Source organism: Stenotrophomonas sp. LMG 10879, assembly GCF_002750935.1.
GTDB lineage: Bacteria > Pseudomonadota > Gammaproteobacteria > Xanthomonadales > Xanthomonadaceae > Stenotrophomonas > Stenotrophomonas lactitubi_B.
Genome location: NZ_PEJT01000014.1, coordinates 1 through 20,489 on the forward strand (window position 1 = coordinate 1; position 20,489 = coordinate 20,489).

The following is a 20,489-nucleotide window of genomic DNA, read 5'->3' on the forward strand; positions in this document are numbered from 1 at the left end:
ACCGCTCCCTGCGGGCGCGCGGCAAGGAGGCCAAAGTAGCCATCGTGGCGGTGATGCGGAAGATGCTGGTGATCCTCAACGCCCGCATGCGTGACGCCCAGAGCGGACCGATCCCCGCCTGACGTCAATGGGTGCGTACATCCAGAGGCTGCCGGCCAGCGGCCGGCACTACCGTGCCCGTCTGCAGGAAGGGCCGAAGCTCCTCCTGCAAACACAGTTGCTACAGGGACGTATTTACGGCGTCCCCCGCAACCGGACCCACCCCGACATCCCTCAGTAGCCCAGCTTTTGACGTTGCTTCGGCCGTTGCCGTTGCCTCTGCAGGTGCAGGGTGCAACCCTGCAAAACACCACCACCCTACGCCAGCGTCGGTTGTGCAATCGGCCCCTGCGCACTACGATCCTGCGGTTCGCGCGCACACGCGTGCCCGTATTCCTGCTGAGCGCCCCGTGCGCCGCATCTGCCAACCCGAGGTCTTCATGGTCATCAAACCGCGCGTCCGCGGCTTCATCTGCGTCACCACCCACCCGACCGGCTGCGACGCCGCCGTCAAGCAGCAGATCGACTACATCCGTGCGCGCCCGCCGATCCAGAACGGTCCCAAGCGCGTGCTGGTGATCGGCGCCTCGACCGGTTACGGCCTGGCCGCGCGCATCACCGCCGCCTTCGGCAGTGGCGCGGCAACCTTGGGTATCTTCTTCGAGCGCCCGGGCAGTGAAACCAAGCCGGGCACGGCGGGCTGGTACAACTCGGCGGCCTTCCACAAGTACGCCGACGAAGCGGGTCTGTATGCCAAGAGCATCAACGGCGATGCGTTCTCCGACGAGGTGAAGGCGAAGACCATCGAGATGATCAAGGCCGACCTCGGCCAGGTCGATCAGGTGGTCTACAGCCTGGCTGCGCCGCGCCGCAAGCATCCCAAGACCGGTGAAATCATCAGCTCCACGCTCAAGCCGATCGGTGAGCCGATCACCCTGCGTGGTCTGGATACCGACAAGGAAGTGCTGACCGAAACCCACCTGCAGCCGGCCACTCCGGAAGAAATCGCCGGTACCGTCGCGGTGATGGGCGGTGAGGACTGGCAGATGTGGATCGACGCGCTGGCCGATGCCGGCGTGCTGGCCAACGGCTGCACCACCACGGCCTTCACCTACGTGGGCGAAGAGATCACCCAGGCGATCTACTGGAATGGTTCCATCGGTGCCGCCAAGAAGGATCTGGACGACAAGGTGCTCGGCCTGCGCGAGAAGCTGGCCAGGATCGGCGGCGATGCGCGCGTGTCGGTGCTGAAGGCGGTGGTCACCCAGGCCAGCTCGGCCATTCCGACCATGCCGCTGTACCTGTCGCTGCTGTTCAAGGTGATGAAAGAGAAGGGCACCCACGAAGGCTGCATCGAGCAGCTCGACGTGCTGTACGACATCCTGTACGGCGCCAAGGCCGATGGCGTGGCGGTCGATCGCCTGCGCCATGATCTGGTCGACGGCGATGGCCACACCATCGCGCTGATCGATGAAGAAGGTCGCCTGCGCGCCGACTACAAGGAAATGGCGGCCGACGTGCAGGGCAAGGTGCTGGCGCTGTGGCCGCAGGTGACCAACGAGAACCTGTACGAGATCAGCGACCTGGCCGGCTACAAGGCCGATTTCCTGCGTCTGTTCGGTTTCGGTGTCGACGGCGTCGACTACGAAGCCGACGTCAACCCGGACGTGAAGATCGACAACCTGGTCGATCTGACCTGATTGAAAAGGCCGGCGCAAGCCGGCCTTCTCTATTGGTAGCGCCGGGCCATGCCCGGCGAGCGCAGCGGTCTGCAGGCCATCCGCCGGGCATGGCCCGGCGCTACCGTCGAGGTATCAACCGAACTCGAAGTTCATCGCCGGCGCTGCCGGGCCGACGAAATCACCCTGCACGTAGTCCACGCCGGCACTGAACAGCAGGGTCATCGAGTTGGCGTCGCTGACGAACTCGGCGATGGTGCGGATGCCGGCTTCCTGCGCACGTGCGGTGATCTGGCTGACCCGGTCGATGTTTTCGCGGGTGGCGGCCAGGTCGCTGGTGAAGCCACGATCGAGCTTGAGGAACTGCGGCTGGAAGTGGGCCAGCAGCTGGAACGAATCCAGGCCCGAGCCGAACTGCTCCAGACCGATCCGGCAGCCAAGCGGCGCCACTTCGGCCAGGAACTGCTGGGCGCTGCGCAGGTGGGTGAACACCTTCGACTCCGGCGCATGCAGCCACAGGCGTTCGCCCGGCACGCCGTGTGCCTGCAACTGCTGGCGCAGGGTGGCGATCATCTTCGGATCATCGAACGATTCCGGCGTGACCTTCACCAGCATCTGCGTGGGATGACCCTCGCGCGCACGCGCGCCCAGTACCGTGATCGCCTGCGAGACGACCCAGCGGTTGATGTCCGCCAGCAGGCCATGTTCTTCGGCGATGCCGAGGAAGGCGGTCGGGCTCAGCAGCTCTCCGTTGTGTTCCAGCCGCAGGTAGGCTTCATACAGTTCCAGCGACTCGCCCTGCAGGTTCAGCACCGGCTGGTAATGCAGCTGGAAGCCGTCGCCTGCCAATGCTTCGCGGATACGCGCGACCCAGCGCTGCACGCGCTCTTCCTCCACGCGATCGACAGCGGCCGGGTCGAAGATGCGGCAGGTATTGCCGAGCGCGGCAGCGGCCTGCGTACATTCACTGGCGCGCGCCAGCACCTGGCCGATGCTGGCGATCTTCTCGCCCACCTGCACCCCGCCAATGCTGACGGTCACCGTGGCCGAACGCGCACCGATGCTGAAGACGTGCGCGGCGTAGGCTTCGCGGATGCGCTCGGCCAGTGCCACGGTCTGCGCATAGGGGCCTGACTGCAGCACGGCGAAACTGTGTTCGCCGAAACGGGCCAGCTGCGCATCCTCGCCAACCACCTCGGCCAGCAGGGCGGCGAGGGCGCCGATCAGGGCGTCGGCCGAGGCCAGTCCGATATCCGGGATCAGACGTGCGTAATGATCCGGTTCAACCATCAGCAGGCCGAACTGACCCTCGCTGCGCCCCGCCTGTGCAACCGCGTCCTCGACCTGCAGCATGAAGGTCGGGCGGTTGAGCAGGCCGGTGACCTGGTCGCGCTGGCGCAGGTCTTCGACCTCGCGCGCCAGCTCCGGGTCGAATTCCATGCGCCGGCGGAATACCACCTGCAGGCACGATTCGCCCTCGTAGGTGGCTGCGGTGAACTCCATCGTCGCCGGGAAGGCGTTGCCGTCCTGGTGGCGGGCGTCGAGCTGGTACTGCGGCGGCGGTGCTTCGCCACGGCTGAGTGACTTCAGCAACTGCTTGAAATCATCCACGTGCTGGGCGGCGACCATGTCCAGCAGCGAGATGCCTTCGACCTCCTCGAAATCCTCGTAACCGAACATCTCCAGGTAGGCATCATTGGCACGGATGTGCATGCCTTCGTGGACATAGGCAATCGGTTCGCGCGACGAGGCGATCAGCGCGTCGCAGCGACGCTCGGTCTCGCGCATCTGCGCTTCGATCCGGCGCAGGCCGCGGCGGGCCTGCAGGTCGACCCACTGGTCGCGGACCACTGCCAGCAGGTGTTCGGCGCGCTGGCGCAGGGCGAGGGCGCGAACGCCGTTGCTGCTGGCCTGTACCAGTTCGTCCTCGTCGATACGCTCGGCCAGCAGCACCAGCGGGATGTCCTTGCCGCTGGCGGCGATGTGCTGGGCCACCAGGGGCAGCGGGATGCTCTGCGAGGGCGCAGCCAGCACCAGGTCGATCGCCTGGCTGGCCAGTACCTGCGACAGCTCGGCGGAGTCCTGCGGGCGCCATGGGCGCACGGCGATGCCGCTGTTGCGCAGGGTACTGACGATGGCTTCGGCGTTCTCGCCGCTGTCATCGACGATCAGCAGGCGGATGGTGATGTCGTTCGCGTTCTGCATGCACTGCTCCCCAATCTGCAAATCTAGATACACGATGCGTGGCGGCGCGTCCATGCGCGCAACGCTTGCGTGCCTGGAACGGCGATGCGGTTCACACCACGCAGCCGGCCGCGTGCCCGCTGGCCCAGGCCCACTGGAAGTTGTAGCCGCCCAGCCAGCCGGTCACGTCCAGCACCTCGCCGACGAAATGCAGGCCGGGTACGCGCTTGGATTCCAGCGTCGACGAAGAGACTTCGTTGGTATCGACACCGCCCAGGGTGACTTCGGCGGTGCGGTAGCCCTCGGTGCCGCTGGCCACCAGCGGGAAGGCTGAAAGCACCTGTGCTGCCTTGCGCAGGTCCGGCTCGTCCAGCTGGCGCACCGGGCGGTCGGGCAGCCAGTGCTCGCACAGGCGCTGCGCCAGCCGCTTGGGCAGCACATCGCTCAGCACCGTACGCAGTTCCGCGGCGGGGCGTTCGCGCTTCATCTGGCGCAGCCATTCGGCGGCATCCTGGCCGGGCAGAAGATCCAGCGACAGCGCGTCACCGGGTTGCCAGAACGAGGAAATCTGCAGGATGGCCGGGCCACTGACGCCACGATGGGTCAGCAGCATGAAGTTGCGGAAGCTGGTGCCGTTGCAGCTGGCCTCGACCGGCAGGGCGACGCCGCTGAGCTCGGCCAGGCGCTCCTGGTGGGTGCCGCTGAGCGTCAACGGCACCAGGCCGGCGCGGGTGGGCAGCAGCTGGTGGCCGAACTGGCGCGCGATCTCGTAGCCGAACCCGGTTGCACCGAGGCTTGGAATGGACAGGCCGCCGGTGGCGACCACCAGCGAGGCGCAATGGAACAGGCCGTGCGTGGTCTGCACGCGGAAGCCGTCGGTGCCGTGCTCGATGCGTTCCACGCTGCACTGCGTGCGGATCTGCACGCCCGCCTGCTGGCATTCGTCCACCAGCATCTTCACGATCTGCTTGGACGAGACATCGCAGAACAGCTGGCCCAGCTCTTTTTCGTGATAGGCGATACCGTGGCGCTCGACCATCTCGATGAAGTGGTAGGGCGAGTAGCGCGCCAGCGCCGACTTGCAGAAATGCGGATTGGCCGAGAGGAAGTTGGCCGGGGTGGTGCCGGTGTTGGTGAAGTTGCAGCGGCCACCACCGGACATCAGGATCTTCTTGCCGATCTTGTTGGCGTGGTCGATGACGTGCACATGCCGGCCTCGCTGGCCCGCCGTGATCGCGGTCATCAGCCCGGCTGCGCCGGCACCGATCACCAGCACGTCGCAGCGGATCGTGCTCATGCCTTGGCGCGCTTTCGCCAGTTGGGGATCACGTCCAGCTGCATCTGATCGTTGAGCAGCTGCACTTCGGCGTCCTGGATCAGCACGCTCCAGCGCATCGCACGCTGGATCTGCTGGCCCCACAGATCGACGAATCCGCCGTCCAGGTCTACCACCGACAGATTGTCGAAGCGGGTCAGGCCCTTGCTCTGCTTCTGCCACCAGATGTCCGACGCATTGCCGCCGTAGTTGACCACCTGCACCTGGCGGCTGCGGTTGCTGGCCTTGCGGATGCGCGACTCGTCCGGATGGCCGAGGTCGATCCACTGCAGGATGTCGCCGGTGTAGTCGTGTTCCCACAGGTCCGGCTCATCGTCGGTACTCAGGCCGCGGCCGAACTCCAGGCGGTCGCCAGCGTTCAGCGCGAAGGCGAGCAGGCGCACCATCAGGCGTTCGTCGGTTTCAGACGGATGCTGGGCCAGGGTCAGGTTGTGGGTCGCGTAGTAGCCGCGATCCATGTCGCTGATCTGCAGTTCGGCCTTGCGGATGGTGGCGGTGAGGGCCATGAAGATCCAGAGGGGTAAAGACCGTCAATGATAGAGGTTTGCCCCGGGGGTGTCCGGTATGGGGGTGTCGGCAGGCCGTGATCGGTGGCACGCTGGCCGCCCTGATGCTTCCGGCTTGCTCTGTCGTATGTCCCGTTCACGTCCGCGCCGCGTGCAGATCTTCGGCATCGCGACCACGTCATGACCACGCCCAGTCGGCTGCAGCTGCCGCCCGGTAACTGGGTTTCCCTGCTGGAGGGGCTGTGCGCGCGCTTCCCGCGCATTGATCGGTTGCAATGGGAGAGTCGCTTCGCGCGGGGGCGGGTGCAGGACGCGCAGGGCAGGGCGCTGGCGCCGGACCTACCGTGGCAGGTGGGGCTGGAGATCCGCTACTTCCGTGAAGTGGCCGACGAGGCGGTGATTCCCTTCGTGGAGACCATCCTGCATCACGACGCGCACCTGCTGGTGGCTGACAAGCCGCACTTCCTGCCGACCGCGCCTGCCGGTGCCTTTGTGCGCGAAACCCTGTTGGCGCGGTTGGTTGAACGCACCGGCAATACAGACTTGGTGCCGTTGCACCGGCTGGACCGGTTGACGGCTGGGCTTGTGCTGTTCTCCACCCAAGCGGAAACGCGCGACGCCTACCAGCGTCTGTTCCGTGAGCGCCGCATCGAGAAGACCTACGAGGCGCTGGCGCCGGCCTTGCCGGACCTGTGGTTTCCGCTGGAGCGGCACAGCCGGTTGCAGCCAGGGGAGCCGTTCTTCCGGATGGCTGAAGTTCCCGGCGAGCCGAATGCACGGACCCGTATCGAGCTCATCGAAGCGCACGGCCCGGTCTGGCGCTACCGGCTCGTGCCGGAATCCGGACGCAAGCATCAGCTGCGCGTCCATATGGCCGCGCTCGGCGCGCCGATCCTGGGCGACGGGTTCTACCCGCAGCTGCAGGACCGGTCGCAGGGTGAGGGCGAGCCGCCGCTGCAGCTGCTGGCGCAGGCACTGGCCTTCGATGATCCGCTGACGGGCCAGCGGCGCAGCTTCCGCAGTGCGCGCACCTTGAGCGTTCCCGGCTGACGCGCGGCCGGATTCACCTGTTCGGGCGGCGCGCCAGCCAGCGGTCCAGCTCGGCAGCGAACAGCTGGCGGTCACGCGCACCCAGAGGGGGCGGTCCACCGGTCTGCACGCCCGCGCCGCGCAGTTCTTCCATGAAATTGCGCATCGACAGCCGCTCGGCCATGTTGTTGGGGGTGTACAGCTGGCCACGCGGGTTCAGCGCCACGCCCTTCTTCTCCAGCACCAGCGCGGCCAGGGGGATGTCCTGGGTGACCACCAGATCGCCGGCGGCCACCCGCTCGACAATGGCGCTGTCAGCCACGTCCAGCCCCTGCGGCACCTGGATCGAGCGCAGCCAGCGCGACGGCGGGGTGCGGATCCACTGGTTGGCGACCAGGGTCAGCTCGACGCCCACCCGTTCAGCGGCGCGGAACAGGATGTCGCGAATGACGACAGGGCAGGCGTCTGCGTCCACCCAGATGCGGGGGAGCAGGGGTTCAGCTCGGGTTTCAGCTTCAGTCATTTACCCAGTGTAGGGTAGGAAAAACCTGAATGGGGGCCCGGGTTTAGCCTCGATCTGGTGCAACCCCTTGCCCTGTCTGGGGACCGGCCATTTGTCGCTGAATATCAAGGCTATCGCTTTTTACTCAAAACACGCGTATCGTCTGGCCCACTGTGTTTGCTAGGGTCACCGTGAATCGTGGCCTGGTGCAGTTGATCTCACGATCCGCTCATCGATCCGCTTTACCAACGCCTGCAACTCAGTCTCGGCCCCGATACCCGGTGGCTGCGATTTTTTTCAACATGTGTTTCAGGAGTTAGTAAATATGTCTGATCGTCAGACCGGCACTGTCAAGTGGTTCAACGACGCCAAGGGCTTCGGCTTCATCACCCCGGAAAGCGGCCCGGACCTGTTCGTGCATTTCCGCGCGATCCAGGGCACCGGCTTCAAGACCCTGCAGGAAGGCCAGAAGGTTACCTTCGTCGCCGTCCAGGGCCAGAAGGGTATGCAGGCTGACCAGGTGCAGGCGGTCTAATCCGTCTGCTACCGTTTGGTAGCCAGAACGCCGGGAGCGAAAGCTCCCGGCGTTTTTCGTTATGGGCTTCCTGTAGCGTCGAGCCAGGCCCGGCTCTACAAAGGGCATGCACCCGGCACGGTACGATGCAGGTCTCCCCAAGGATCGTCCCCATGCGCATCGTCCATCATCTGGAAAACTCCCGTTCGCTGCGCGTGCTGTGGATGCTGGAGGAGCTGGGGCTGGACTACGAGCTGCGACGCTACCCGCGCGACCCGAAGACGATGCTGGCGCCGCCGGAACTGCGTCAGGTGCACCCGCTGGGCAAGGCGCCGGTGCTGCAGGATGGTGAGCTGATCCTCGCCGAATCCGGTGCCATCCTCGACTACCTGGTTGACCGCTACGACGTGCAGCGGCGGCTGTCGCCGTCGCCGGTGCCGGCCGACGGCAAAGAGCGCATCGATTACCGCTACTGGCTGCACTATGCCGAAGGCTCGGCAATGCCGCCGATGCTGCTGACGCTGGTGATCAGCCGCATCCGCAGCGCGCCGATGCCGTTCTTCGCGCGGCCGATCGCCCGCAGCATCGCCGACAAGGCCGAGCGCGGTTTCGTCGGCCCGCAGCGACGCCTGCATCTGGACTGGATGGAACGGCGCCTGGCCGAAAGCCCGTGGTTTGCCGGCGAGCGCTTCACCGCCGCGGACATCCAGATGAGCTTCCCGATCCAGGCAGCGGCCGCACGCGGCGGCGGGCTGGACGACAAGCCGGCGTTGCGTGGCTTCCTCAAGCGCATCGGCGAGCGTCCGGCCTACCAGCGTGCCGAGGCGCACGGTGGCGCATTGCAGGCCCTGCGCGGCGATTGAGGACGGTCGTCGCCGCCCCCATGCTGTGTTCATGGATACCACAGCTCCCCAGTTCGACAACCGCCTGCTGAACCTGCTGCCGGGCGATCCCGAGTCCGGCCCGCGCCGGCGCGAAGTGCTGGGGGCGGCCTGGTCGCCGGTGATGCCGACGCCTGTTGCAGCGCCGATGCTGCTGGCGTGGTCGCCGGAGGTTGCCGCGATGCTCGGATTCGGTCCTGCGCAGGTCGAGGATGAGGGCTTTGCCGAGGTGTTCGGTGGCAACGCGCTGTATGCGGGCATGCAGCCGTGGGCAGCCAACTATGGGGGCCATCAGTTCGGCCATTGGGCCGGGCAGCTGGGTGATGGTCGCGCCATCTCGCTGGGCGAATTGATCGGCGCCGATGGCAGGCACTGGGAACTGCAGTTGAAGGGGGCCGGGCCAACGCCGTACTCGCGTGGCGCCGACGGCCGTGCAGTGCTGCGCTCGTCGATCCGTGAATTCCTGTGCAGCGAGGCGATGCATCACCTCGGCGTGCCGACTACCCGCGCCCTGTCGCTGGTCGGCACCGGCGAAGACGTGGTGCGCGACATGTTCTATGACGGTCATCCGCGTGCGGAGCCCGGCGCGATCGTCTGCCGGGTATCGCCCTCGTTCCTGCGTTTTGGTTCGTTTGAACTGCCTGCTTCACGTGGCGAAACCGCATTGTTGAAGCAGATGGTCGACGCCTGCATCGCCCGCGATTTCCCGGAACTGAAGGGGCAGGGCGAGATGCTGTATGGCGACTGGTTCGCACAGATCGCCGTGCGCACCGCTGAGATGATCGCCCACTGGATGCGGGTCGGTTTCGTGCATGGGGTGATGAACACCGACAACCTCTCGGTGCTCGGCGTGACCCTGGACTACGGCCCCTATGGCTGGGTCGAAGACTTCGATCCGGACTGGACCCCGAACACCACCGATGCGCAGGGGCGTCGCTATCGTTTCGGCACCCAGCCGCAGGTGGCGTACTGGAACCTCAGCCGTCTCGCGCAGGCGCTGTCGCCGTTGTTCGCCGACGTGCAGCCGCTGCAGGCAGGGTTGGCCGCCTACCAGGCGACCTTTGTCGCCTGCACCCGTCGCGATGTGGCGGCCAAGCTGGGTCTGGCGGCGGCCGACGATGCCGATCTGCAGCTCTACCAGCGCTGGCAGCAGCTGATGCAGGACGGCGGCATGGACATGACCCTGGCATGGCGTGCGTTGATGCGCGTCGATGCCAACGCACCCGATGCAGGCGTACTGGCCGAGGTCTTCTACGACCCCGAGCGGCAGCACGCGGTGCAGGAACCCCTGCAGCAGTGGCTGCAGGACTATGCGGCACGGATGCGTGCCGATCCGCTGTCGGCAGTCGAGCGCGTCGCGAAGATGGGCGCAGCCAATCCGCTGTATGTGCTGCGCAACTGGCTGGCACAGGAAGCGATCGATCGCGCCGAACAGGGCGACCTGGGCAGTGTGCATGCCCTGCAGGACGTGTTGCGTGACCCATACACCGAACGGCCGGGGCTGGAGCACTACGCCGGCAAGCGCCCGGCGTGGGCCGACAACCGCGCCGGCTGCTCGATGCTGTCCTGCAGTTCCTAGGTAGGGGTTCTTCTGCAGGGCTGCGCCCTGCACCTGCAGCAGCAACAGCAACAGCAACAGCAACAGCCGAAGCAACAGCAACGGCGCGCATTCCGTGGGATGGCGGGGCACTGTGGGTTTGCGGGGACGCCGTGAATCCGTCCATGGAGGCTTGGTCGCCGCATCCATGCGGCTCACACCCCGCAATCCCACAGTGCCCCGCCTTCGACAGTTGGCCGGTGGCCAGTAGATCCACGCCATGCGTGGATGCTTTTCGTTCAATTCGCGAGATATTCGATTTCGATGGAGATTCATCCACGCACGGCGTGGATCTATGACAGATCGCAGGAAACTGTCGAAAGGTGGGGCGGTGTCGGATTGCGGGGTGTCAGCCGCATGGATGCGGCTGCCAAGCCTACAGGGACGTACTTGCGGCGTCCCCGCAATCCGACACCGCCCCGCCAAACCACGTGATTCAGCTTTTGCTTTGACTCTTGATCTGGCCTCTGCAGGTGCCGGGCGCAGCCCGGCCGAACCCCTCAACAGGCAGCCGGCGCCCGGAACAGGTACCCTATGCCGCCATCAGACAACCGAATCGCCATGACCGACGCCATCGTCGCTCCGCAGTGGGCCTCGCGCCTGCGCGACATCGCCGACTTCCCCAAGCCGGGCATCCTGTTCAAGGACATCATGCCGCTGCTCGCGCACAGCGAGGACTTCCGTGGCGCGATTGCAGCGATGGCTGATCGCTGGCGCGATCAGAGGCTGGACGCGGTGGTCGGCATCGAATCGCGTGGCTTCATTCTGGGCGCGGCCATGGCGCTGGAACTGGGCGTCGGCTTCGTGCCGGTGCGCAAGCCGGGCAAACTGCCGGGCAAGGTGCTGCGCGAGGAATACACCCTGGAATACCGCAGCGACTGCATTGAAGTGCATGCCGACGCGCTGCCCGCAGGTGCGCGCGTGGCGATCATCGACGACGTGCTGGCAACGGGCGGTACGCTGGTTGCTGCGTTGTCGCTGGTGCGTCGTCTAGGCGTGGAAGTAGTCGGCGCCGGCGTGCTGGTCGAGCTGGACGGCCTGGGTGGTCGTGGCCGCTGGCAAGCGGATCTGCCGCTGCACACCGAACTGGTGTTCTGATTCCGTCGCCGGGCATGGCCCGGCGCTACCCACGGCAAGCAGGTAGCGCCGGGCCATGCCCGGCGGATGTCCTGCCCGTTACATCATCCGCACGCGGAACCGTCGGCCCTTGATCTTGCCGGCTTCCAGCTTCGCCACCGCCTTGTTGACCTGCTCGCGGGCGATCGCCACGTAGGAACGGGTCGGGAAGATCGCGATCTTGCCGATGAACTTGGCCGACAGGCCGGCGTCACCGGTGAGTGCGCCGAGGATGTCGCCCGCGCGCAGCTTGTCGGTCTTGCCGCCATCGATGCGCAGGGTGCGCATCGCCGCCTGCGGCAGCTCGGCCGGGCGCGACGTCGCCAGCGGCGTCTTCTGCCAGTCCAGCGGCTCGCCGCGCTGCGCTTCGATGGCGTCGGCGCGGTTCTTTTCACGGCCCGCCACCAGGCTGATCGCCAAGCCACTGGCGCCGGCACGACCGGTACGGCCGACACGGTGCTGGTAGCTCTCGACGTCGGTCGGCAGCTCGTAGTTGATCACTGCGGCCAGCTCTTCAACATCCAGGCCGCGCGCGGCAACGTCGCTGGCAACCAGCACGTTGCAGCTGCGGTTGGCCAGGCGCAACAGCACTTCCTCGCGGTCGCGCTGCTCCATGTCGCCATGCAGGGCGAGCGCGGAAAAACCGAACTGCTGCAGCGAGTTGGCCACTTCGTCCACGTCCTTGCGGGTGTTGCAGAACACCACGGCCGATTCGGGCGTGTACTTCAGCAGCAGGCCGGCCAGCGCCTTCTGCCGGTGTGCCGGTTCGACCTCGCAGAACAGATGGCGGATGGCCGGCGCCTGGTCGGCGCCTTCCACGGTCACTTCCACGGCATCGCGCAGCAGGTCGCGGGCCATGGCGCGGATGGTCTCGGGGAAGGTGGCCGAGAACAGCAGGCTCTGGCGATCGCGGTGGGTGCGGCCGGCGATCTCACGGATCGGTTCCTCGAAGCCCATGTCGAGCATGCGGTCCGCTTCGTCCAGCACCAGCGTGCGCACGGCGCCCAGATTCAGTGCGCGCTTGCGCGCCAGTTCCTGCACGCGGCCGGGCGTGCCGACCACCACGTGCGGATCGTGGCTTTCCAGCGAGGCCAGCTGCGGGCCCAGCGGCGTGCCGCCGGTCAGCAGCAGCAGCTTCAGGTTGGGGATGCCGGTGGCCAGCTTGCGGATCTGCTTGGCCACCTGGTCGGCCAGCTCGCGGGTGGGGCACAGCACCAGCCCCTGCACGCGGATCAGGCTGGGGTCGATGGACTGCAGCAGGCCCAGGCCGAAGGCGGCGGTCTTGCCGCTGCCGGTCGGGGCTTGGGCAATGACATCGCGGCCATCGAGGATGGCGGGCAGGCTCTGCGCCTGGATCGGCGTGAGGGTGGTGTAGCCGAGGGCATCCAGGCCGGGCTGCAGGGCCGGGCTCAGCGGCAGGGTCGAAAAGTCAGTCATGGCGCATTGTACCTGCGCGCGCGCCCGGTCCCGCCTCGGAGCCTTCATCCATGCATGGCGTGGATCCACCGGGGGAGGCGGCGCCTTTGGAATTCAGTAGATCCACGCCATGCGTGGATGCTCTGGCCGTCCCCTCAGCCCAGCCCGAGGGCCTCCAGCTGCGCAGCCATCGCCTGCAACTGCTCCTGGGTGGCCGGCTTTCCAGCGGCGCTGGGTTCCAGCAGCAGCTGGTGGAACCACGGGTTGGCGTGCTGCGTGTCGAAATGGAACGCACAGCTGGCCTGCTCGCCCATCACCGCCTGCACGATCCCGATCAGCGTGTCTTCGGCGTCGTCGACATTGCCCTGCCCATAGCGATCATCCAGCAGGCGCAACGGGATCGGCAGCAGGGTGGGAGATGCGGGCATGCCTCAAGTCTAACGATCCACATTGGACACGAGCAGAAGAAGACTCAGGCCGCGTCAACATGGAACTGGATCAGGCCGCAGTGCAGGCACTCGAACGTGTAGAAGCCGATATCTGCACCGGGTGCGTAGTCGCTGGCCAGCTCCGACCAAAGCGCTTCGTCGGCGTCATTGGCCGCGCACCATGCCGCGATGGTCGCTGCCGAGGCCTGGCTCACCTGTTCCATGGTGGCGTCGCCCAGGAAGCGGCAGACATCATTGCAATGTGCCAGCCATTTTTCCCCTTGAAAACTGACATAGCCTGGCGTGCGCCGGGACAGCTCTTCCAAAGCGGTTTCGGGCACGCTTTCGTCGATGTCCAGGCTCCACGCAAATGCGATATCCAGCGCCGACGCTGCACGGCCATCGGCAATGCACCAAGGGCAGATCTGCTCCGAATAGTCTTCGCGCCCTGCGTGGATGGCATTGTGCAGGTACACGTATCCACGCGCCTGCTGGCAGACCCTGCATGCAGTAGTGGACGGCCCCACGTTGCCCGTCGCAACCGGGTCCGGGTGGTAGCGGAAGTTTGGAAAGTCATTGATGCTCATGGTGTCCATCCAGTGCAGCGCAGGGGACGTTCTTGTACGACCCGCGGATGGTCCTGGCAAGCCGGGAGGGTCGCTCAGCCCAGCACCGCCAGCACGCCCTGATGGATCGCCAGACCGCCGAACAGCAGCCAGCCGAACAGGATCAGCGCCAGCAGCAGCGGCTTCAGACCGGCTTGGCGCAGGGCCGAGACGTGGGTGGTCAGGCCCAGTGCGGCCATCGCCATCGCCAGCAGCACGGTATCCAGCTGCACCAGTCCTGCCTGCACACCCGCCGGCAGCAGGTGCAGCGAATTGAGGCCAGCGACTGCCACGAAACCGAACGCGAACCACGGCACCACGATCTTGGCCTTGCCGCCGTCCAGCGTTGCCTTGCCGCCACGCGCCAGCCACAGCGACAGCGCGATCAGGAACGGGGCCAGCAGCATCACCCGCACCATCTTGGTGATGACCGCGGTATCGGCGGCCGGCTCGCTCACCGCGCGTCCGGCGGCGACCACCTGCGCGACCTCGTGCACGGTCGCGCCGGTGAACAGGCCGTACTGCTGCGCGTCCATCGCCAGCCAGCCATGTGACTGCATCAGCGCGTAGAGCGCGGGATACAGGAACATCGCTACCGTGCCGAACACCACCACCGTCGATACCGCCACCGTCACCTGCGCGGCACGCCCGCGTACCACCGGTTCGGCGGCCATGACGGCGGCCGCACCGCAGATCGCACTGCCGGCACCGATCAGCATGGCCGCTTCGCGCTCCATCTTGAACACCCGCACGCCCAACCAGCAGGCCAGGCCGAAGGTGCTCGCCACCACCAGCACGTCCATCAGCACGCCGGCCACGCCGACGTGGCCGATGTCCTGGAAGGTCAGCCGCAGGCCGTACAGCACGATGCCGGCGCGCAGCAGCCAATGCTTGGAGAAGCCGACGCCCGCCGCGCTGGCAGGGGCCAGCCGCGGGTAGAACGTATTGCCGACCACGATGCCAGCGATGATCGCCACGGTCAGCGCGCTCAGGCCGTGCGCCTGCAGCCACGGCAGCTCGGCCAGATACAGCGAGGCGGCCGCGACCAGGCCGACCAGCAGCAGGCCGGGCAGCCGAGGTTGCCAGCGCTGGCGCAGGGCGGGCAGGGACCAGGATGAGAGAGCGGGGGCGTTCATGGAGGTTGAAGGCTCTGAAGAGGCCATGCCAGCGTGCGCTCACCCCGTTGACCTGTAAAACGAATAATATTGGTGAAAATTACCTATCTCGCAGGTTGAATATGCGCCTGACCCTCCGCCAGCTGCAGGTCTTCGTCGCCATTGCCGATCATGGCAGCACCACGGCCGCCGGCCAGGCAATCGCCCTCTCGCAATCGGCCAGCAGTGCCGCGCTGCAGGAACTGGAGGCACATTTCGGCACGCCGCTGTTCGACCGCATCGGCCGTCGCCTGGCGTTGAACGGCCACGGCCGGGCGTTGTTGGAACCGGCGCGCGCGCTGCTGGTCAATGCCTCCGATCTGGAGCGGCAACTGGCGGCGGGCGGTGACCCGGCCCAAGGCGCACCGCTGCGGCTGGTACTGGCGGCCAGCACCACCATCGGCAACTACCTGCTGCCGCCGCGTATTGCCGACCTGCTGCGGCAGGCACCGCAGGCCGAGGTCGATCTGCGCATCGACAACAGCGCTGGCGTGGTTGCGGCCGTTCAACGATTGGACGTCGACGCCGGTCTGATCGAAGGCCCGTGCCACGAGCGCGGGCTGCAGGTGACTGCCTGGCAGCAGGACCCGTTGGTGATCGTGGCAGCCGCGGATGTGCCCCAACGCTGGTCGCTGGATGAACTGCGCGCCGCACGCTGGCTGCTGCGCGAGCCCGGATCCGGCACCCGCGAAGCCGTCGAACAGGCATTGCTGCCACATCTGCGCGGCTTCGCGCAGACGCTGCAACTGGGCAATACCGAAGCGATCAAGCAGGCCGCCATCGCCGGCCTCGGCCTGGCCTGCCTGTCCCGCCACGCCCTGGAAGAGCCCCTGGCCCTGGGCCGCCTGCGCATTCTGGAGACCCCGCTGCCCACCCTGCAGCGCACGCTGTGGCTGGTACGCCACCCCGGCAAGCGATGGTTGCCGGGTTTGCAGGCGCTGTTGGGGGACGTGGAGTAGCAGGGATTCATTTTCCCCAGACGCGAATTCCACGAAGGGGTCAGAGCCCGTTGCGCAGCAACGGGATCCGACCCCGACAGATCGCGGGAAACTGTCTGAGGCGGGGTGGGTCCGGTTGCGGGGGCGTGAGCGCCATGGATGGCGCGACCGAGCTTACATGGACGTACTTGCAGCGTCCCCCGCAACCGGACCCACCCCGCCATCCCCAGGAAACCGGTGTTGGCTGTTGCTGTTGCTGCGGCCGTTGCCTCTGCGGGTGCCGGGCGCCGCCCGGCCATGCCCCGCAACCCGCTACAATGGTCGGATGCCTCTGATTACTCTGCAAAACGTCGACTTCAGCGTCGGCGGCCCGCTGTTGCTGGAAAAAGCCGAACTGTCGATCGAACCGGGCGAGCGTATTGCCCTGATCGGCCGCAACGGCGCCGGCAAATCGACCCTGCTCAAGCTGCTGTCTGGCGACCACAAGCCCGATGACGGCGAAGTGCGCGTGCAGCAGGGCGTGCGCGTGACCCGCCTGGAGCAGGAAGTGCCGCACGGCGCCGCCGGCAGCGTGTTCGACGTCGTCGCCGATGGCCTGGGCGAACTGGGCCAATGGCTCGCCGAATTCCATCACCTCAGCCACGCCGAAGTATTCGATGGCGAAGCGCTGGGCAACGTCCAGGCCAAGATCGATGCCGCCAACGGCTGGGGCCTGGACCAGCGCGTCAGCGAAACGCTGACCAAGCTCGATCTCGATGGCGACGCGGAGTTCGCGCGCCTGTCCGGCGGCATGAAGCGCCGCGTGCTGCTCGGCCGTGCGCTGGTCTCCAGCCCCGACCTGCTGTTGCTGGACGAACCGACCAACCACCTGGACATCGAAGCCATCGACTGGCTCGAAATGTTCCTCAAGAACTGGAACGGCAGCGTGGTGTTCGTCACCCATGACCGCCGCTTCCTGCGCGCGCTGGCCACCCGCATCGTCGAGATCGATCGCGGCCAGGTCACCAGCTGGCCGGGCGACTGGGCCAACTACGAGCGCCGCCGCGAAGAACGCCTCAATGCGCAGGCGCAGGAAAACGCACGGTTCGACAAGCTGCTGGCGCAGGAAGAAGTGTGGATCCGCCAGGGCATCAAGGCCCGCCGCACCCGTGACGAAGGCCGCGTGCGCCGCCTGAAGGCGATGCGCAACGAGCGTTCCGCGCGCCGCGACCTCAGTGGCAACGTCAAGATGGAAGCGGCCCAGGGCGTGAGCTCGGGCAAGAAGGTCATCGACATCAAGGACATCTCGTTCGCCTTCGGCGATCGCACGATGGTCCGCGATTTCTCCACCACCATCCTGCGCGGCGACCGCATCGGCCTGATCGGTCCCAACGGCAGTGGCAAGACCACGCTGCTGAAGCTGCTGCTGGGCGAGCTGCAGCCGCAGAAGGGTGAAGTCAACGCCGGCACCAACCTGCAGGTTGCGTACTTCGACCAGTACCGTGCAGTGCTGCGCGAAGACTGGAGCGCGATCGAGAACGTGGCCGAAGGCCGCGATTTCCTCGAGTTCAATGGCAAGCGCAAGCACGTGCATGCCTACCTGCAGGACTTCATGTTCACACCCGAGCGTGCGCGCGCGCCGATCACCCGCCTGTCCGGTGGCGAGCGCAACCGCCTGCTGCTGGCCAAGCTGTTCGCGCAGCCGTCCAACCTGCTGGTGATGGACGAACCGACCAACGACCTGGACGTGGAAACCCTGGAGCTGCTGGAAGAGCTGCTGGGTGAATACAACGGCACGTTGCTGCTGGTCAGCCATGATCGTGACTTCATCGACAACGTGGTGACCTCCACGCTGGTGATGGAAGGCGATGGCGTGATCGGCGAGTACGTGGGTGGCTACAGCGACTGGCAGCGTTACGCGGCCAGCGTGGCCGCAGCGCCTGCGGTGGTTGCCGCGGCCAAGCCCGCTGCCGCTGCGCCGGTGGCGGCAGCGGAACCTGCAGCGCCCAAGCGCAAGCTCCCCTACAAGGAAGCGCGCGAGCTGGAGCAGCTGCCGAAGACGATCGAAAAGCTCGAAGGCGATGTCGAAGGCCTGACCGCGGCGATGAACGATCCGTCGTTCTACACGCGCAGCAGTGCCGAAGTGACCGCGCACACCCAGCAGCTGGCCAAGGTGCAGGCCGAGCTGGATGCCGCGTATGCGCGCTGGGAAGAGCTGGAAGGCTGATCGTCGAGCCGCCGTGGGCTGATTGTTGTAGGGCCGAGCCAACGCTCGGCTCATCGCGATCCGGCCGGAGAGCAGCCGAGCGCAGGCTCGGCTCTACAGGTGCGAGGGCACTAACGTGCCCTTGACCTATTTAACCCCGTGCAGATCCCGCAGCTGGCTCGTGCGGCTGCCGAAGTACGCCGCCAGATCGGCGATGTCCTGATCGCTCAGGTCCTTCGCCTGCGGTGTCATCAGCGCATGCTGGCGGTCACCGGCACGGTAGGCCTGCAGCGCATGCGCCAGGTAGTCGCCATATTGCCCACCCAGCTTCGGATAGGTCGGATCGATCGGCGCATTGCCGTCGGCACCGTGGCAATCGATGCAGCTCTGGCTGGTGGCCTTGCTCTTGACCTTGGCGCGGGCCTCACCGGCGGCTTCGCGCCCGGCAGGCAGGCCCGCGGATGAAGACGATCCGTGCTCGCCGCTGGCATGGCCGGGATCGCCGGCGGATTTCTCGCTGTTCTCCACCTGTGACTGCGAGCAGGCCGCCAGCAGCAGGGCGACGGACAGGGCGATGGCGTGACGCAGGGGATGCGCGGCTTTCGACATGGGCGGGCCTTACTTGACGGTGGACAGGTAAACAGCGAGATCGGCGATCTCCTGTTCGCTGAAACTCATCGACTGCGCCTGCATCGTCGGATGCCGGCGCTTGCCCTGGCGGTACTCGGTCAGGGCCTGGGTCAGGTACTGCTGGGTCTGGCCACCGATCTTCGGTACCCGGTAACTGGGGTAGGCGTTCTTGTAACCGGTGATGCCGTGGCACCCCTGGCAGGTATAGGCCAGCACACGGCCATTGTCGAAACTGCCGGTGGGCGTGGCGGCCGCCGGCACAGGGGCCGTAGCCGGTGCCGGGGCGGGTGCTGCAGGAGCAGAAGCAGGAGCGGGCTGTGCGGCGGCCCCGAGGGGCAGGAGGACGGCCAGAGCGAGACAAGCGGCGAGCGGCTGCGGGCGCATGGTGTCTTTTCCGGGGATTCGGGTCTGGTCGTTCCGGCGTGGGGTACGGAACGACCCGAGTATAGCCTCAGGTTTCATCTAGCTGAAATGGGGTCGGCCCGACCGGCGGCGTGAAGACACCATGACCTTTGGGATATGGTGTTGCCGTGAAGTGGTGCATTACTTTGCTACCACACCTGCCCACGCATCCTCCAGGGATCTGACGATGTCGCACCAAACCTTCCTGCCCGGCCCCCGCAGCGGACTCTGCGCTGCCGCGCTGCTGCTCTCCACCTCCCTGCTGCTGAGCGGCTGCGCCGCTGGGCCCAACAACGAGGCCAAGGCGGCCGAGACCAAGGACGAGAAGAAGGTCGAGGCGGTGCCGGTGGAAGTGGCCGTGGCCAGCCATCGCGCGGTGGCCGCCAGCTACACCGGAACCGCCGCACTGGAGCCGCGCGCCGAATCGCAGGTGGTTGCCAAGACCTCGGGCGTTGCCCTGGCAGTGCTGGTCGAGGAAGGGCAGCGGGTCAGCGCCGGGCAGCCCCTGGTTCGCCTGGATCCGGACCGCGCGCGCCTGGCCGTAGCGCAGAGCGAAGCGCAGATGCGCAAATTGGAAAACGACTATCAGCGTGCGCAGAAGCTGGTCGCCCAGCAGCTGGTCAGTGCGGCCAGCGTCGACCAGTTGCGCTACGACCTGGAAAACGTGCGCGCCCAGTACCGCCTTGCCACGCTGGAACTGTCGTACACCACCGTGGTCGCACCGATTTCCGGCGTGATCGCCTCGCGGTCGATCAAGACCGGCAACTTCGTGCAGATCAACACGCCGATCTTCCGCATCGTCGACAACTCGCGGCTGGAAGCCACCCTCAACGTGCCCGAACGTGAGCTGGCGACGTTGCGCGCAGGCCAGCCGGTCACGTTGTCGGCCGATGCGCTGCCGGGCCAGACCTTCACCGGTGTCGTCGACCGCATCGCGCCGGTGGTCGATTCGGGCAGTGGCACCTTCCGTGTGGTCAGTGCCTTCGATGGCGCCGCGCAGTCGCTGCAGCCGGGCATGTTCGGCCGCATCCGCATCGACTACGACCAGCGTGCCGATGCGCTGGTGGTGCCGCGCCTGGCACTGCTGGACGATGGCGAGCCGGCGGTGTTCCGGGTGCGCGAGGGCAAGGTCGCGCGGGTGCCGGTCAAGCTCGGTTATGCCGAAGGACCGTGGGTGGAAATCCGTGAGGGCCTGGCCGCTGGCGACCAGATCGTCACCGCCGGCAAGGTCGCCCTGCGCGATGGCACGGCGGTGCAGGTGATCGCCGATCCGAAGGCCAAGGCGAAGACGGTAGCCACCTCGGCCAAGCCGGCAGAGAAGGCCGGGAGCACGCAATGACCGCGCCCG

General features: G+C 66.5%; 19 protein-coding genes and 1 pseudogene. 10 read left to right on the forward strand and 10 right to left on the reverse strand.

Features of this window, described 5'->3' with window-relative positions; all coding sequences use genetic code 11:
* A pseudogene (locus CR919_RS18350) lies at window positions 1-122 on the forward strand (IS110 family transposase); the annotation flags it as partial.
* 357 nt (window positions 123-479) lie between these two features.
* The gene (gene fabV / locus CR919_RS18360; RefSeq protein WP_099821237.1) at window positions 480-1,739 is read left to right on the forward strand and encodes an enoyl-ACP reductase FabV; all 1,260 of its coding nucleotides are present in this window, start codon (window positions 480-482) and stop codon (window positions 1,737-1,739) included.
* Window positions 1,740-1,853: 114 nt separating this feature from the next.
* Here fabV and CR919_RS18365 read toward each other — a convergent pair whose 3' ends face one another.
* The 3 genes from CR919_RS18365 to CR919_RS18375 all read right to left on the reverse strand — a co-directional run bounded on the left by CR919_RS18365 (window position 1,854) and on the right by CR919_RS18375 (window position 5,744).
* Window positions 1,854-3,923 carry an EAL domain-containing protein gene (locus CR919_RS18365; RefSeq protein ID WP_099821315.1) on the reverse strand — a complete coding sequence of 690 codons (2,070 nt, stop codon included), beginning with the start codon at window positions 3,921-3,923 and terminating at the stop codon, window positions 1,854-1,856.
* A gap of 91 nt (window positions 3,924-4,014) precedes the next feature.
* Window positions 4,015-5,199 carry an NAD(P)/FAD-dependent oxidoreductase gene (locus CR919_RS18370; RefSeq protein ID WP_099821238.1) on the reverse strand — a complete coding sequence of 395 codons (1,185 nt, stop codon included), beginning with the start codon at window positions 5,197-5,199 and terminating at the stop codon, window positions 4,015-4,017.
* Window positions 5,196-5,744, reverse strand: coding sequence for a YaeQ family protein (locus CR919_RS18375; RefSeq protein ID WP_099821239.1), 549 nt, complete (start codon window positions 5,742-5,744; stop codon window positions 5,196-5,198). Before CR919_RS18375 ends, CR919_RS18370 begins: the two co-directional genes overlap by 4 nt.
* A gap of 180 nt (window positions 5,745-5,924) precedes the next feature.
* On the opposite strand from CR919_RS18375, the gene CR919_RS18380 reads away from it, so the two are divergent.
* Window positions 5,925-6,794 carry a pseudouridine synthase gene (locus CR919_RS18380; protein ID WP_099821240.1) on the forward strand — a complete coding sequence of 290 codons (870 nt, stop codon included), beginning with the start codon at window positions 5,925-5,927 and terminating at the stop codon, window positions 6,792-6,794.
* A gap of 13 nt (window positions 6,795-6,807) precedes the next feature.
* On the opposite strand, the gene CR919_RS18385 is transcribed toward CR919_RS18380, so the two are convergent.
* Complete coding sequence (locus CR919_RS18385) at window positions 6,808-7,296, reverse strand: YaiI/YqxD family protein (RefSeq protein ID WP_099821241.1); 489 nt, start codon at window positions 7,294-7,296, stop codon at window positions 6,808-6,810.
* Window positions 7,297-7,600: 304 nt separating this feature from the next.
* Between CR919_RS18385 and CR919_RS18390 the strand changes: the two genes are divergently transcribed.
* From CR919_RS18390 to CR919_RS18405, 4 genes are all read left to right on the forward strand, one after another.
* Window positions 7,601-7,810, forward strand: coding sequence for a cold-shock protein (locus tag CR919_RS18390; RefSeq protein ID WP_025875108.1), 210 nt, complete (start codon window positions 7,601-7,603; stop codon window positions 7,808-7,810).
* 152 nt (window positions 7,811-7,962) lie between these two features.
* A complete protein-coding gene (locus CR919_RS18395) occupies window positions 7,963-8,652 on the forward strand; it encodes a glutathione S-transferase (RefSeq protein ID WP_099821242.1) in 690 nt (229 codons plus the stop codon).
* Between the two features lie 31 nt (window positions 8,653-8,683).
* Entirely contained in the window at window positions 8,684-10,249 is a 1,566-nt protein-coding gene (locus tag CR919_RS18400) for a YdiU family protein (protein WP_099821243.1), read from the forward strand.
* A 579-nt stretch (window positions 10,250-10,828) separates the two neighbouring features.
* Window positions 10,829-11,365 (forward strand): adenine phosphoribosyltransferase, encoded by a 537-nt coding sequence (locus CR919_RS18405; protein WP_099821244.1) that lies wholly within the window; start codon window positions 10,829-10,831, stop codon window positions 11,363-11,365.
* Between the two features lie 78 nt (window positions 11,366-11,443).
* Here CR919_RS18405 and dbpA read toward each other — a convergent pair whose 3' ends face one another.
* From dbpA to CR919_RS18425, 4 genes are all read right to left on the reverse strand, one after another.
* Window positions 11,444-12,820: an ATP-dependent RNA helicase DbpA gene (gene dbpA / locus CR919_RS18410; protein WP_099821245.1), complete on the reverse strand. Its 1,377-nt coding sequence runs from the start codon at window positions 12,818-12,820 to the stop codon at window positions 11,444-11,446.
* A 134-nt stretch (window positions 12,821-12,954) separates the two neighbouring features.
* Complete coding sequence (locus CR919_RS18415; protein WP_099821246.1) at window positions 12,955-13,227, reverse strand: hypothetical protein; 273 nt, start codon at window positions 13,225-13,227, stop codon at window positions 12,955-12,957.
* Between the two features lie 44 nt (window positions 13,228-13,271).
* Window positions 13,272-13,814 carry a CbrC family protein gene (locus tag CR919_RS18420; protein WP_165787287.1) on the reverse strand — a complete coding sequence of 181 codons (543 nt, stop codon included), beginning with the start codon at window positions 13,812-13,814 and terminating at the stop codon, window positions 13,272-13,274.
* A 74-nt stretch (window positions 13,815-13,888) separates the two neighbouring features.
* Window positions 13,889-14,968 carry a YeiH family protein gene (locus CR919_RS18425; RefSeq protein WP_099821248.1) on the reverse strand — a complete coding sequence of 360 codons (1,080 nt, stop codon included), beginning with the start codon at window positions 14,966-14,968 and terminating at the stop codon, window positions 13,889-13,891.
* A gap of 101 nt (window positions 14,969-15,069) precedes the next feature.
* Here CR919_RS18425 and CR919_RS18430 point away from each other — a divergent pair, with 101 nt between their 5' ends.
* Both CR919_RS18430 and CR919_RS18435 read left to right on the forward strand, forming a co-directional pair.
* The gene (locus CR919_RS18430) at window positions 15,070-15,945 is read left to right on the forward strand and encodes a LysR family transcriptional regulator (RefSeq protein WP_099821249.1); all 876 of its coding nucleotides are present in this window, start codon (window positions 15,070-15,072) and stop codon (window positions 15,943-15,945) included.
* 304 nt (window positions 15,946-16,249) lie between these two features.
* On the forward strand, window positions 16,250-18,130 hold the full coding sequence (locus tag CR919_RS18435) for an ATP-binding cassette domain-containing protein (protein ID WP_099821250.1): 1,881 nt from the start codon (window positions 16,250-16,252) through the stop codon (window positions 18,128-18,130).
* Window positions 18,131-18,256: 126 nt separating this feature from the next.
* Here CR919_RS18435 and CR919_RS18440 read toward each other — a convergent pair whose 3' ends face one another.
* Together CR919_RS18440 and CR919_RS18445 are read right to left on the reverse strand one after the other, a co-directional pair.
* The gene (locus tag CR919_RS18440) at window positions 18,257-18,718 is read right to left on the reverse strand and encodes a cytochrome c (RefSeq protein ID WP_099821251.1); all 462 of its coding nucleotides are present in this window, start codon (window positions 18,716-18,718) and stop codon (window positions 18,257-18,259) included.
* 9 nt (window positions 18,719-18,727) lie between these two features.
* Window positions 18,728-19,123 carry a c-type cytochrome gene (locus CR919_RS18445; protein WP_089240512.1) on the reverse strand — a complete coding sequence of 132 codons (396 nt, stop codon included), beginning with the start codon at window positions 19,121-19,123 and terminating at the stop codon, window positions 18,728-18,730.
* A gap of 205 nt (window positions 19,124-19,328) precedes the next feature.
* Between CR919_RS18445 and CR919_RS18450 the strand changes: the two genes are divergently transcribed.
* The gene (locus CR919_RS18450; RefSeq protein WP_099821252.1) at window positions 19,329-20,480 is read left to right on the forward strand and encodes an efflux RND transporter periplasmic adaptor subunit; all 1,152 of its coding nucleotides are present in this window, start codon (window positions 19,329-19,331) and stop codon (window positions 20,478-20,480) included.
* Window positions 20,481-20,489: the final 9 nt, after the last annotated feature.

Coding starts and splice junctions, on each gene's coding strand:
- CR919_RS18370 (WP_099821238.1), bottom strand. CDS start 5,199: ATGAGCACGATCCGCTGCGACGTGCTGGTGATCGGTGCCGGCGCAGCC.
- dbpA (WP_099821245.1), bottom strand. CDS start 12,820: ATGACTGACTTTTCGACCCTGCCGCTGAGCCCGGCCCTGCAGCCCGGC.
- CR919_RS18450 (WP_099821252.1), top strand. CDS start 19,329: ATGTCGCACCAAACCTTCCTGCCCGGCCCCCGCAGCGGACTCTGCGCT.
- CR919_RS18395 (WP_099821242.1), top strand. CDS start 7,963: ATGCGCATCGTCCATCATCTGGAAAACTCCCGTTCGCTGCGCGTGCTG.
- CR919_RS18380 (WP_099821240.1), top strand. CDS start 5,925: ATGACCACGCCCAGTCGGCTGCAGCTGCCGCCCGGTAACTGGGTTTCC.
- CR919_RS18365 (WP_099821315.1), bottom strand. CDS start 3,923: ATGCAGAACGCGAACGACATCACCATCCGCCTGCTGATCGTCGATGAC.
- CR919_RS18420 (WP_165787287.1), bottom strand. CDS start 13,814: ATGAGCATCAATGACTTTCCAAACTTCCGCTACCACCCGGACCCGGTT.
- CR919_RS18440 (WP_099821251.1), bottom strand. CDS start 18,718: ATGTCGAAAGCCGCGCATCCCCTGCGTCACGCCATCGCCCTGTCCGTC.
- CR919_RS18375 (WP_099821239.1), bottom strand. CDS start 5,744: ATGGCCCTCACCGCCACCATCCGCAAGGCCGAACTGCAGATCAGCGAC.
- CR919_RS18435 (WP_099821250.1), top strand. CDS start 16,250: ATGCCTCTGATTACTCTGCAAAACGTCGACTTCAGCGTCGGCGGCCCG.
- CR919_RS18405 (WP_099821244.1), top strand. CDS start 10,829: ATGACCGACGCCATCGTCGCTCCGCAGTGGGCCTCGCGCCTGCGCGAC.
- CR919_RS18390 (WP_025875108.1), top strand. CDS start 7,601: ATGTCTGATCGTCAGACCGGCACTGTCAAGTGGTTCAACGACGCCAAG.
- CR919_RS18445 (WP_089240512.1), bottom strand. CDS start 19,123: ATGCGCCCGCAGCCGCTCGCCGCTTGTCTCGCTCTGGCCGTCCTCCTG.
- CR919_RS18415 (WP_099821246.1), bottom strand. CDS start 13,227: ATGCCCGCATCTCCCACCCTGCTGCCGATCCCGTTGCGCCTGCTGGAT.
- CR919_RS18400 (WP_099821243.1), top strand. CDS start 8,684: ATGGATACCACAGCTCCCCAGTTCGACAACCGCCTGCTGAACCTGCTG.
- CR919_RS18385 (WP_099821241.1), bottom strand. CDS start 7,296: ATGACTGAAGCTGAAACCCGAGCTGAACCCCTGCTCCCCCGCATCTGG.
- fabV (WP_099821237.1), top strand. CDS start 480: ATGGTCATCAAACCGCGCGTCCGCGGCTTCATCTGCGTCACCACCCAC.
- CR919_RS18430 (WP_099821249.1), top strand. CDS start 15,070: ATGCGCCTGACCCTCCGCCAGCTGCAGGTCTTCGTCGCCATTGCCGAT.
- CR919_RS18425 (WP_099821248.1), bottom strand. CDS start 14,968: ATGAACGCCCCCGCTCTCTCATCCTGGTCCCTGCCCGCCCTGCGCCAG.